We start from the raw sequence: 12,483 nt of genomic DNA on the forward strand, positions 1-12,483 counted from the left end.
CCGGTGTGTCGGCATCCATCGCGCCGCGCAGCCCCGCCAGCAGCCGCTCGGCGGCCTGCGCGGCCGGCGCCGTCCAGGGCGAGTCCACGCCGCCCAGCAGCCGCTCCAGCAGCCGCGCCAGGGCCTGCGCATGGTCGGGCAGCAGCTTGCGCTGCCACAGGTCCAGCGCCTGGATCTCGTTGGTGCCCTCGTACAGCATCGACACGCGCAGGTCGCGCAGCCGCTGCTCGATGCCCCATTCGCCGATGTAGCCGTGGCCGCCGAAGACCTGCAGCGCGGCGCTGACCGAGTCGAAGCCCTGCGCCGTGAGCAGCGCCTTGACGATGGGCGTGAGCAGCGAGGCCTCGCGCAGCGCGCGCTCGCGCTCGGCCGTGTCCGGGTGCGCGTGCGCCTCGTCCAGGCGCAGCGCGGTCCAGAGGGCCAGCATGCGCCCGCCCTCGGTCCAGGCGCGCGTGTGGGCCAGCAGCCGCTGCACGGGCGCGTGGCGCAGGATCGGCGCGCCGCCCTGGATGCGTTCGGCCGCGTAGTCCTGCGCCTGCGCCAGCGCGGCGGCCGCCGCGCCCACGCCCTGCAGGCCGACGTTGATGCGCGCGGCATTCATCATCACGAACATGGCGTTGAGGCCGCGCCCGGGCTCGCCGATCAGCCAGCCCGTGGCGCCGTCGAAGCGCAGCACGCAGGTGGGGCTGGCGTGCAGGCCCATCTTCTCTTCCAGGCGCTCGACCACCACCGCGTTGCGCGCGCCGTCGGGCAGCCACTTGGGCACCAGGAACAGCGACAGCCCGCGCGAGCCCGCCGGCGCGTCGGGCAGCCGCGCCAGCACCAGGTGCACGATCTGGCGCGTGAGGTCGTGGTCGCCGCCGGAGATGAAGATCTTGGTGCCCTCTACCGCCACGCTGCCGTCGCCGCGCGGCGTGGCGCGGGTGCGGCAGCCGCCGAGGTCGCTGCCGGCCTGGGGCTCGGTGAGCGCCATGGTCACCAGCGACTTGCCACTGGCGAGGTCGTCCAGGTAGCGGGCCTTGAGGTCGTCGCTGCCGTGCGCGCGCAGGCAGGCGTAGCCGCCGTGCAGGATGCCGAAGTACATGCCCCAGCCCGGGTTGGCCGCGCTGATGGCCTCGTGCAGCACGGCGTCCACCACGTGCGGCAGGCCCTGGCCGCCGTCCTCCGGATGGCAGGCCAGCAGCGGCCAGCCGCCCTCCACGAACTCGCTCCAGGCCCAGGCGAAGCCGGTGGGCGCGCGCACTTCGCCGTCCACCAGGCGGCAGCCCTCGCGGTCGCCGGCGGCGTTGAGCGGTGCCAGCAACCCGTCGGCAAAGCCATGGGCGGCCTCGGCCACCTGGTCGATGAGCCCGGCATCGACCTCGGCATAGGCCGGCAGGCCGGCCAGCACGGCGGGGGCCTGCAGCAGCTGCTGCAGTACGAAGCGGGTGTCGCGCAGGGCGTCCTGGCTCATGGCGCTCAGGCCTCCGGCGTGAAGCCGACCTTCTTGACGATCGGCCCCCAGGCGGCGTGTTCCTCGCGCACCATCTTCTGCAGCTCGGCCGGGGTGTTGGCCGAGGCCTCCAAGCCGAGCTGGGCGAAGGCGTCGATGGTGTCCTGCGTGGACACGCCCGCCTTGATGGCCGCGGCGGCGCGGTTGACGATGTCCGCCGGCGTCTTGGGCGGCAGGAAGAAGCCGTACCACTCCTGCATGGTCAGCGACTTGAAGCCCTGCTCGGCATAGGTGGGCACGTTGGGCAGGAAGCGCGAGCGCTGCGCGCCCGAGGTGGCCAGCACGCGCACCTTGCCGCTCTTGAGGTGAGGCAGGTGGTCGCCGATGGGCGAGCTCATGGCAGGAATCTGGCCGCCCACCAGGTCCGTCACGCCCGGGGCCGAGCCGCGGTAGGGCACATGGTTGAGATCCACACCGCTCTCCTTGGACAGCAGCGCCGCCACCAGGTGGTTGGGCGAGCCCGCGCCCGGCGTGCCGTACATGGCCTTGCCCGGATTGGCCTTGCACCAGGCCAGGAAGTCCTGGAGTGTTTTCACCGACTCCGGCACCGCCGGGCCCACCGCCAGCGCGAACTGCACGATGGCGCCGGTGCACACGGGCGTGACGTCCTCGATGCCGTAGTTGATGCTGCGATAGATGTGCGGGTAGAGCGTGATCATGGCCGCCGGCGTCATCAGCATCGTGCTGCCGTCCGGGGCGCTGCGCTTGAGCTCCTCCACCGCCAGGCGCCCGCCCACGCCGGGCTTGTTCTCCACCAATGCCATCCTGGCGAAGCTGCCGCGCAGCTTCTCCGCGACGCGCCGCGACACGGCGTCCGTGGTGCCGCCGGCCGGGAAGCCGCACAGCACGCGCGTCTGCTCCACCAGCGCCTGCGCCGAGGCCGGGCGTGGCAGCCCGGCCAGGCCGGTGAACAGGCCGGAGGTGGCGAACGCGCCGCCGGTGGCGGCAAGGAACTGTCTGCGAGCAAGCGTCATGGTGGTGGTCTCCTGAGTGGTGTGGCCGGCTGCTGCAGCAGCCTGTTGGTATGGGTTTTGGTGGAGGAGGAGCTTGGTGTCAGCGCGGCGCGAGCCGCAGCGCGCCGTCGATGCGGATGACTTCGCCGTTGAGGTGGCCGTTGCTGACGATGTGCGTTGCCAGCAACGCGAACTCCCGCGGCTGGCCCAGTTGCTTAGGAAACGGAATCGCCGCCGCCAGCGACTGCTGCACCTCGGCCGGCAGCTCCTGCAGCAGCGGCGTGCTGAACAGGCCCGGCGCGATGGCCATCACGCGGATGCCCCACTGCGCCAGGTCGCGCGCCAGCGGCAGCGTCATGGCGGTGAGGCCACCCTTGGAGGCGGCATAGGCTTCCTGGCCCACCTGGCCGTCGAAGGCCGCGACGCTGGCGGTGTTGACGATCACGCCACGCTCGCCGGCCGCATTCGCCGGCTCCAGCTTCGCGGCCTGCGCGGCGAAGAGGCGGATGACGTTGTAGGTGCCGATGAGGTTCACGCGCACCGTGCGCTCGAAGTCGGCCAGCGGCGCGGGCGAGCCGTCGCGCTGGATCACGCGCCTGGCGCCGCCGATGCCGGCCACGTTCATGAGGATGCGCGCCGGCCCGAAGGTTTCATGGGCCATGGCCAGCGCCTTCGTGACGCTGGCTTCGTCGGTGATGTCGCAGTGCAGCGCCAGGCCGTGGATCTCGGCCGCCACGCGCCGGGCGCCGGCCTCGTTGACGTCCAGCACCGCCACCCGCGCGCCCAGCCGCGCCAGCTCGCGCGCGGTGGCCTCGCCCAGCCCCGAACCGCCGCCGCTGACCAACGCAACCTGTCCTTGGATGTCCATGTGGGTGTTTCCTTGTTCCAATCAAATCTGCTCGGGCTGTGTGGCGCCAGTTGCTCAAGCACCGGCCGCAGCAGCGATCAAGGCACGAGAGCCTCCTGTGCGCTGCCCATTCAGCTTGCGGCTGGCTTGGGGGCCGCCTGGGTTCCCGCCTGCGCGGGAATGACGAGGTAGTTATCGGTACAACGCAGCTCACGGCTGACAACCAACAACTTTCCCCGGACAGCAGTACGCCATCGCGCGCATGACGAAGGTTCTTCAGCCCCGCCGCGGCAGGATCAGCCACGGGTCCGAGCCGTCGTACATGGCCTCCACCAGCGACGCGCGGCTGGCGAGCACGGCGCGCTGGTTGATGGAGCCCTTGTCCGTGACCTCGCCCTTGTCCAGCGAGGGCGGCTCGGCCAGCACGTGCAGGCGGGCCACGCGGTTGGCGCTGCCCGTGCCCTCGGCCCAGAGCTTGTCCGCGAGCTGCTGGAAGAACCCGCGCACCGCCGGGTGGTGCAGCACCTCGGGCGCGGGCGTGCGCGGCGCCAGGTCCGCCAGGCGCCGGCACTCGTCCAGCCGCGGGAACACCATCAGCCCGACCTCGCCGCGGTTGAGGCCCGTCACCACCGCGTCCTGCACACAGGGCGCGCCCGCCAGCAGCACCTTGGTGCGCAGCGGCCCGACGCTGACGAAGGTGCCGGTGTTGAGCTTGAAGTCCTCGGCGATGCGCCCGTCGAAGAGCAGGCCCTTCTGCGGGTCGGTGGGATCGACGAACTTCACGGCGTCGCCGGTGCAGTAGAAACCTTCGTCGTCGAAGGCCTCGGCCGTCTGCTCCGGGTTGCGCCAGTAACCGGGCATGACGTTGGGGCCGCGGAAGCGGATCTCCACCTTGTCCGCCACCGGCACCAGCTTCACCTCCACGCCGGGGCAGGGCAGGCCGACGTGGCCGGTCTGCAGCTCCTTGTTCAGCGCGAAGGTGCAGGACGGCGCGGTCTCGGTCATGCCGAGGCCCGTGATCATGAGGATGCGCTCGCCGATGGTCGCTTCCGCGTGCGCGTGCAGCTTGTCCAGCGTGGCCTGCGACAGCACGGCGCCGGCGTACTTGAACATCCTCACGCGCTCGAACAACCGCTTGCGCAGTGGCTCGTCGGTGTCCATCGCGGTGGCGATCTCGTCGAAGCCGCGCGGCACGTTGAAGTAGATCGTGGGCGAGATCTCGCGCAGGTTGCGCAGCGTCTCGGCCATGCCCGCCGGCGTGGGGCGGCCGTCGTCGATGTAGAGCGTGCCGCCGTGGTAGAGCGTGATGCCGACGTTGTGGTTGCCGCCGAAGGTGTGGTTCCAGGGCAGCCAGTCCACCAGCACCGGCGGCTCGTCCTGCAGGAACGGGTAGGCCTGCGTGGCCATCTGCAGGTTGGCGCACATCATGCGCTGGGTGTTGACCACGCCCTTGGGCGCCTTGGTCGAGCCCGAGGTGAACAGGAATTTCACGATCGTGTCCGGGCCGACCTGGGCGTGGGCCAGCTCCTCGCGCGTGCCGGGCTCGGTGGCGGTGAGCGCGGAAAAGGGCGTCACGGGGCCGCTTTCCAGGCGGCCCTCGGTCAGCACCACTTCGACGTCCGGGCCGGCCACGGCCTCGATGGCCTTGGCGAAGCGCGCGTCCGACGCGAACACCAGGCCCGGCGTCGTGACGCCGAAGATGTGGCGCAGCTTGGCGTAGTCGGTGGCCACCAGCGAGTACGCCGGCGAGATGGGCACGTAGGGCACGCCCACCCATTGCGCGGCCAGCGCCAGGATGAAGTGCTCCAGGTCGTTGTCCGACAGGATGGCGATGGGGCGGTCCACCGACAGCGGCCGCGTCGCCAGCGCCTGGCCCACGCGCTGCGCCAGCTCCAGCATCTGCGCATAGCTGATGCGGCGCCAGTCGCCGCCCAGGGCGGGGTCGCGCTTGGCGACGAAGGTGCGGTGAGGCGCCACGCGGGTCCAGCGCTCCAGGCGGTCGGTCAGCCGCGCCGGGTAGGGCTGCAGCGGCTCGGTGGAGCGCATGACCAGCACGCCACCGGCCTTTTCCTCGATCGTGGCGGCCAGGCAGCCGCCGACCCGCGCTGCCCGGTACTTGGCCAGGATGCTCATGGGGGATGTCTCCTCGTGTCCTTGACGGTGGCGGCGCGGCTTCAGGACTTGACGACCTTGCCGGCACGCTTTTCCAGGAAGGCGCGCAGCCGCTCCTGGGCGTCGGGCGTGCTCTCGGCCACGGCGGCCATCAGGCTCTCGGTGAACAGGCCCTCGGACTGCGCCTGGTCGGCGATGCGCGGCAGGGCGTGCATCACGGCGTAGTTGCTCATGGGCGCGTTGGTGGCGATGCGCTGCGCCAGCGCCACGGCCTTGGACAGCGCCTCGCCGTCGCGCACGCGGTACTGCACCAGGCCGGCGTTGAAGGCCTCGTCGGCGTCGTACACGCGGCCGGTGAGCATCAGGTCGGTCATGCGCGCAACGCCGATCAGGCGCGGGATGCGCACCGAGCCGCCGCCGCCGACGAAGATGCCGCGCTGCCCCTCGGGCAGCCCGAAGTAGGCCGAGTCTTCCGCCACGCGGATGTGGCAGGCCGAGGCCAGCTCCAGCCCGCCGCCCACCACCGCGCCGTGCAGCGCCGCCACCACCGGCACGCGGCCGAACTGCACCGCGTCGAAGGCGGCATGCCACATGCGCGAGTGCAGCACGCCGTCGCCGATGTCGCGCGCCACCAGCTCCGACAGGTCCAGCCCGGCGCAGAAATGCTCGCCCTCGCCGCTGACCACCACGGCGCGGGTCTCGCTCGGCAGGTTCACGAAGGCGGTGTGCAACTGCTGGATCAGCGGGTCGCTGATGGCGTTGCGCTTGGCCGGACGCATCAAGCGCAGGTGCAGCACGGGGCCGGCCACTTCGACGCGCAGCAGGTCGAGCTCGGCCAGCAGGCCGGTGGCGGGAGTGAAGGCTGGATGCATGGTTGAAAGGGTACGTCGTTGATGCTTAATAAGATTAAGCAAAATGAGTGGGTGTGCGTATGGTGTTTTCCCGAGTATCTCCTTGGAAATCGCACCATCTCTGATGAAGCTCAGGGCAATCCCGATGTTGAACATCTGAGACGTTTAATAGCATTAACTAAGTGTTGTGGCCCAAGGCGGTGGTGAGGGACCACGCCACGGGCACACGGCCACCGCTCTCGAGCGGTGCGTTGCCTGCGCAACCAGACACCGCCATCACGCGCCGGGAAAGACGTCCGCCCGGCGCGATCCCTCAGGAGGAGACATCAATATGAAGAAGACCTTGATTGCCGCGGCCCTCGCGGCCGCCGGCGTGGCCCACGCGCAGGCTCCCGCACCCAGCGTGCAGCTCTACGGCCTGTTCGACACCGGCGTGGAGCACATCACCAACGTCGGCGCCAGCGGCGACAGCCTCACGCGCATGCCCAACATCTCGGGCACGCTGCCTTCGCGATGGGGTCTGCGCGGCACCGAGGACCTGGGCGGCGGGCTGCGCGCGCTGTTCACGCTGGAGTCCGGCTTCGGGCCGGACACCGGCGCATCCGGGCAGGGCGGGCGGCTGTTCGGTCGCCAGGCGCTGGTGGGCCTGTCCGGCGGCTGGGGCACGGTCTCGCTGGGCCGGCAGTACACGATGCTGTTCTGGTCGCTGCTGGACGCAGACCAGCTCGGCCCCAACGTCTACGGCCTGGGCTCGCTCGACAGCTACATCCCCAACGCGCGCGCCGACAACGCCATCGTCTACCGCGGCAGCTTCAGCGGCGTGTCGGTGGGCGCGAGCTACAGCCTGGGCCGCGACACGGTCAACGCCGGTCCGAGCCCCGCGGGCACCAACTGCGCGGGCGAGAACGCCGCGGACAAGAGCGCCTGCCGCGAGTGGTCGGCCATGGTCAAGTACGACTCGCCGACGTGGGGCGTGGCGCTGGCGGCGGACGAAATCCGCGGCGGCGCGGGCGCATTCGCCGGAATGATCGGCAGCGCGCTCAAGGACCAGCGCGTCAACCTCAACGGCTACGCCAAGTTCGGCCCGGTGAAGCTCATGGCCGGCGTGATCCGGCGCGACAACGACGCGGCGGCGCCGCTGTCGGCGGCCAACGGCCAGAGCGCGCGCAGCAACCTGTACTGGATCGGCGGCGCCTACACCATCACGCCGGCCTTCGTTCTGGACGGCCAGATCCAGCGCCTGGACTTCAAGAACGGCGGCGACCAGTCCACGCTGACCGCGCTGCGCGGTTCCTACAACTTCTCCAAGCGCACCATGGCCTACGTGCAAGCGGCGCACATCAGCAACGGCGCGCGGCTGGCCATCTCGGTGAGCTCCGGCCAGCCCGGCAGCAACCCGGTGGCAGGCGGCTCGCAGAACGCCTTCATGGTGGGCATGCGCCACTCGTTCTGAACGCGGACACGCCGGACCAGGCCAACCCGGGCCGTCGCCCACCCGGCGCGGGCCGCGCACGGCCCAGCGGTCCTGCGGAGGCACCGCAATACAACATACGCGGTTCCCGCTCTTGCTTCTGAGTGCTCTCCGCTTCGCTTGATCGCCCGGTCCCCATGAGGCGTTTTTCCTGGGGTGCGCCATGGAAGGTGTTGGGAGCCGGGTTCAAGGGAAAGCCGGAAATACCGGCGTGGCAGGAACGGGGGAGTTGGCCGATGCGGGAGTGTCGGATATATCGCGTATGTTGTTCTTTCGACGCCTGAACCCCGACCGGCTTGGCGCTGCGCGGGTTGGGTCGTACCGATTCACGCACAGGGCAGCGGTCCCTCTGGACGCCCCCACTGGCGTGGAGCCGGCGTGCTGGCGCAGGCTGTTGGGACGTTACGGATCTGCCATCGTCAGTTGACATAAGTGTCATTGACGCGGCAAAGGCGGCAGGCCGCTTTCCACCGCAGAAAGGACCGCGCTGCGCTTGCCGGCGCGGCCCCGTCCTGGCGTCAGCGCACCACGCCCAGCTCGGCGCGCTGGCCGCCGCGGTAGGTGTAGAGCGTCAGCGCGCCGTTCTTGATGTCGCCCTTGGCGTCGAAGGCGATGGTGCCGGTCACGCCCTTGTGGGAGATGCCCGCCAGCACCGGCAGGTACTTGGCCGGGTCGGCCGAGCCGGCCTTGACCATGGCTTCGGCCATCACCATCGTGGCGTCGTAGGTGTAGGGCGCGTAGATCTGCACCTCGGTGCCGAACTTCTTCTTGAAGTCGGCCCGGAACTTGTCCATGGTCCCCTTCTGCGAGGCATCCACGCCGCCGGCGACGGCGCAGGTCACCACGTTGTCGCCCAGCGAGCCGGCGGCCAGCTTGGGCAGCTCGGCGGTGCACACGCCGTCGCCGCCCATGAACTTGGCGTTGATGCCCAGCTGCTTCATCTGGCGCAGCATCGGGCCGCCCACCGCGTCCATGCCACCGAAGAAGACCACGTCCGGCTTGGCCGCCTTGACGGAAGTCAGGATGGCGGTGAAGTCGGTGGCCTTGTCGCTGGTGAACTCGTGCTTGGCGATCTTGGCGCCGGCCGCCTTGGCGCTCTTCTCGAACTCGTTGGCCACGCCCTGGCCGTAGGCGGTGCGGTCGTCGATCACGACGATGGTCTTGGCCTTGAGCTGCTCCACCGCGTAGCGGCCCAGCGTGCCGCCCAGCTGCGCGTCGTTGGCGACCACGCGGAAGGCGGTCTTGTAGCCCTGGGCGGTGTAGCGGGGGTTGGTCACCGACGGGGCGATCTGGGGAATGCCGGCGTCGCTGTAGATGCGGGAGGCCGGGATCGCCGTGCCGGAGTTGAGGTGGCCCACCACGCCGTTGACCTTGGAGTCCACCAGCTTCTGCGCCGCGGCGGTGCCCTGCTTGGGATCGCCGGCGTCGTCCTCGGCCAGCAGCTCGAAGCGGGCCTTCTTGCCGCCGATGCTCACGCCCTTGGCGTTGAGCTCGTCGATCGCCATGCGCACGCCGTTCTCGTTGTCCTTGCCCAGGTGGGCGGCAGGGCCGCTGATGGCGGCCACATGGCCGATCTTCACCACCAGCTCCTGGGCCAGCGCGGCCTGGGCGACACAGGCCAGCGCGGCCACGGCGGAAAGCTTCAGTGCGTAATTCATAGGGAAATCAAATGCGGGAATTGACGAGGCGCGCGCGTCAGCGCCGCGGGTGTGAATCACACCGGGGAGGGAAACCCGGGGGGCGGAAGTGTAAGTCGCTCCCATCAAGACCCAGCCGGCCCCGTTGGATAGCTGTCGGCGGCGCCCTTGCTGCAGCACCACCTGCATCGCCCCTTCAAGTCGGGGTGCGCACGGAGGAAATTTGCTTGCGGTAGATACATTCAAGACGTTGCATCTACGAGGGCAAGCCTGTGAACCCTTTCGCGCAGCTCCTATCTCCCCAGTCCCAGGCCGAAGCCATCGCGGCGTCCGCCCAGCTCAGCCAACTGCCCACCCGCTTCTACCGGCCGCTGGATGCGGATCACGGGCGCGGAAAGAAAGAGCCGGAGGCGGCGCTCCCCGCCCGCCCGCCCATGCGGCCCTCATCCTGGCCGGGCGCCGCAGCACGCGCCATGCCGGAGCACCGGCGCGACTGGAGCGCACCGCACCTGCCCGGCGCCGGCCTGCGCCGATAAGCCGGCCCGGCGTCGGTCCCAAGCGCCCGTTGAACCGGGCCGTTGCGAAGTAATCGTTGCGGTTGACAACGAATCGTTACCCGGCCCGCACCGCGCCACGGCCGCTCCCTGCCGTGCCGGTGTTCCCGTTCGTGAGCGGCGCGACGCGCCAAGCGCCGGCGAGGCATCCCGGGCCTGCCGCGTCGCGGCGTGAAAGCGACACCCCCGCCGGTGAGCCCGTGCGGGTGTTCTACGATCGGCCCTACCGCCGTCGGCACGGACGGACGACTCAAGTCACGCGGCATCCGAGCCTCACGCCATCGAAGGTTCGTGCCGCAAGCATCCACAGAGGGAGATTCGTGATGCCTCGCACCTCGCAAGGGACGTATTTGCGCATGGCCGGTTTTGCGCTGCTCTCGGTCGCCTCGGCGGCCCAGGCGCAATCCAGCGCCGCCGGCCCGCACTCGGCGCTCTCCTCGCCCTGGTACCTCGGCGCATCGCTGGCCCGGGCGCATGACTCCAACGTCTACCGCCTGCCCGAGGTGCTGGGACCGGTGAGCGATTCCTACACCACGGCCAGCCTCCTGGCCGGCCTGGACCAGCCCATCGGCCGCCAGCGCCTGTTTGCCGACGTGGCGCTGCGCAGGCAGGACTTCCAGGACCTGTCCGAGCTGGACAACAACGGCTACGGCCTCAGCGCCGGCGTGGACTGGGAAACGATCGGGCAGTTCTCCGGGAACCTGAAGTTCGGCGCCGAGAAGGCGCTGGCCAGCTACGGCACGCCTTTCGTCAGTGACCCCACGGTGCAGCGCCAGCGCAACATCCTCAAGGAGCGCACCTTCGAGTTCAGCGCGCAGCACGGCACGGCGGCCAACACGCTGCAGCCCTTTGCCGCCTACACCTACCGCGATACCGACTACTCGGCGCCAGCCTTCCAGTTCCGCAACAACACCCGCCATGGCTTGCGCGCCGGCGTGCGCTGGCGGCCCAGCGACCGGCTGATGCTGGGCGTGGCGCTGGCCGAGGCCCGGGGCAAGTACCCGAGCTCCTTCCTGCCCGGCGGCGGGGTGGGGCAAGACGAGTACAAGAGCCACGGCATCGACCTGCTGGGCGACTGGACGGTCAGCGGTGCCAGCAGCATCAACGGCCGCATCGGCTACGAGAAGCGAAGCTACGACGCGGGCTCGCGGCCCGATTTCAACGGCGTCAACGGCCTGCTGCGCTGGCGCTGGCAGCCCACGGGCAAGCTGATGTTCACCACCTCGCTGGTGCGCGATGCGGACGACACGGACCGCCTGATCCCGGCCACCGGCACCGACCTGACGGCTGCGGGCTCGCGCGTGACGAACTCGCTGATCCTCGAAGGCACCTGGAGCGCCACCGCCAAGGTCGATGTCACGGCGAGCTACCGCTACAGCGACCGCAAGCTGGTCAACCCCGTGCTCAGCGCCACGGGGGCGCCGCAGACCCGCACCGGCAGCGACACGACCCGCCTGGCCAGCATCGGCGTGAACTGGGCCGCCACCAACCACGTCTCGCTGGGCTGCAATGCCGGCCGCCAGACGCGCAGCGCCGACTCCGACCTGAGCTACCCCTACAAGGCCAACACGGTCAGCTGTCAGGTGCAGGCGCTGCTGCGCTGAGCCGCAGGGTTCCGGGACGGTGCACCGGGGCCCGGTGCATCCATTCGTCGTCTCCCGTCAGCCGGGGCGCGGCCCATCCGACCGGTCAGGCCCGCCTTCGCGGGCATGACGAGGTAGGGACGCGTGGCACGTCAACCTTCGGCGGCAACGAGAGCCTGGCGTTCCTGGCGCGGCCCCGGGTGCCCTGTCCACCGCCGCAACAGCAATGCATTGCTGACCACGCTCACGCTGCTGAAGGCCATGGCGGCGCCGGCGATGACCGGGTTCAGCAGGCCCAGCGCCGCCAGCGGGATGCCGACCACGTTGTAGATGAAGGCCCAGAACAGGTTCTGGCGGATCTTCGAATAGGTGCGACGCGAGATGTCCAGCGCGTCCGCGACCAGGGCCGGGTCGCCGCGCATGAGCGTGATGCCGGCGGCGTGCATCGCCACGTCGGTGCCGGTGGACATCGCAATGCCCACGTCGGCGGCGGCCAGGGCCGGTGCATCGTTGATGCCGTCGCCCACCATCGCCACCCGTCCGCTCCCCTGCCGCAGCCGCCCCACCAGCGCCGCCTTGTCCTCGGGCAGCACCTCGGCATGAACCTCCACGATGCCCAGCGCCCGCGCCACGGCGCGCGCGCTGCCGGCGTTGTCGCCCGTCACCAGCACGGCGCGCACGCCCAGCGCCTGCAGCGAGCGCACGGCCGCGGCAGCGGATACCTTGGGCCGGTCGCCGAAAGCCAGCAGGCCGAGCAGGCGCGGGACCGCGCTCACGTCCGCGAGCCAGGAGACGGTGCGGCCCTCGGCCTCCAACGCGTGTGCCCGCGCCAACAGCGCGCCGGTGTCCACGCCCAGCTCGAACATGAAGCGGCGGCTGCCCAGCCGCAGCTCGCGTTCCGCCACCCGGGCCACCATGCCGCGGCCGGCGACGGCGCGCACCTGCGCGGCGGCGGGAGGCTCCACGCCGGCCCGCGCGGCGGC

9 protein-coding genes are annotated in these 12,483 nt (G+C 70.5%); 2 read left to right on the forward strand and 7 right to left on the reverse strand.

What is annotated here, in order from left to right; all coding sequences use genetic code 11:
* From Q0741_RS20020 to Q0741_RS20040, 5 genes are all read right to left on the reverse strand, one after another.
* Window positions 1-1,453: acyl-CoA dehydrogenase family protein (locus Q0741_RS20020; RefSeq protein ID WP_298234953.1), on the reverse strand; the 1,453-nt coding region annotated here is incomplete at its 3' end.
* A gap of 5 nt (window positions 1,454-1,458) precedes the next feature.
* A complete protein-coding gene (locus Q0741_RS20025) occupies window positions 1,459-2,466 on the reverse strand; it encodes a Bug family tripartite tricarboxylate transporter substrate binding protein (RefSeq protein ID WP_298234954.1) in 1,008 nt (335 codons plus the stop codon).
* Window positions 2,467-2,545: 79 nt separating this feature from the next.
* Window positions 2,546-3,313 carry an SDR family NAD(P)-dependent oxidoreductase gene (locus Q0741_RS20030; protein WP_298234955.1) on the reverse strand — a complete coding sequence of 256 codons (768 nt, stop codon included), beginning with the start codon at window positions 3,311-3,313 and terminating at the stop codon, window positions 2,546-2,548.
* A 255-nt stretch (window positions 3,314-3,568) separates the two neighbouring features.
* Entirely contained in the window at window positions 3,569-5,425 is a 1,857-nt protein-coding gene (locus tag Q0741_RS20035) for a feruloyl-CoA synthase (protein ID WP_298234956.1), read from the reverse strand.
* Between the two features lie 41 nt (window positions 5,426-5,466).
* Complete coding sequence (locus Q0741_RS20040) at window positions 5,467-6,276, reverse strand: crotonase/enoyl-CoA hydratase family protein (RefSeq protein WP_298234957.1); 810 nt, start codon at window positions 6,274-6,276, stop codon at window positions 5,467-5,469.
* Window positions 6,277-6,586: 310 nt separating this feature from the next.
* Between Q0741_RS20040 and Q0741_RS20045 the strand changes: the two genes are divergently transcribed.
* Window positions 6,587-7,708, forward strand: coding sequence for a porin (locus Q0741_RS20045; protein ID WP_298234958.1), 1,122 nt, complete (start codon window positions 6,587-6,589; stop codon window positions 7,706-7,708).
* A gap of 536 nt (window positions 7,709-8,244) precedes the next feature.
* On the opposite strand, the gene Q0741_RS20050 is transcribed toward Q0741_RS20045, so the two are convergent.
* A complete protein-coding gene (locus Q0741_RS20050; protein WP_298234959.1) occupies window positions 8,245-9,384 on the reverse strand; it encodes a branched-chain amino acid ABC transporter substrate-binding protein in 1,140 nt (379 codons plus the stop codon).
* A gap of 856 nt (window positions 9,385-10,240) precedes the next feature.
* On the opposite strand from Q0741_RS20050, the gene Q0741_RS20055 reads away from it, so the two are divergent.
* On the forward strand, window positions 10,241-11,521 hold the full coding sequence (locus Q0741_RS20055) for a hypothetical protein (RefSeq protein ID WP_298234960.1): 1,281 nt from the start codon (window positions 10,241-10,243) through the stop codon (window positions 11,519-11,521).
* 131 nt (window positions 11,522-11,652) lie between these two features.
* On the opposite strand, the gene Q0741_RS20060 is transcribed toward Q0741_RS20055, so the two are convergent.
* Window positions 11,653-12,483, reverse strand: an 831-nt coding sequence (locus Q0741_RS20060) for an HAD-IC family P-type ATPase (protein WP_298234961.1), incomplete at its 5' end; no start/stop codon positions are given.

The organism is uncultured Azohydromonas sp. (assembly GCF_937926365.1).
Classification (GTDB): Bacteria; Pseudomonadota; Gammaproteobacteria; order Burkholderiales; family Burkholderiaceae_C; genus Azohydromonas.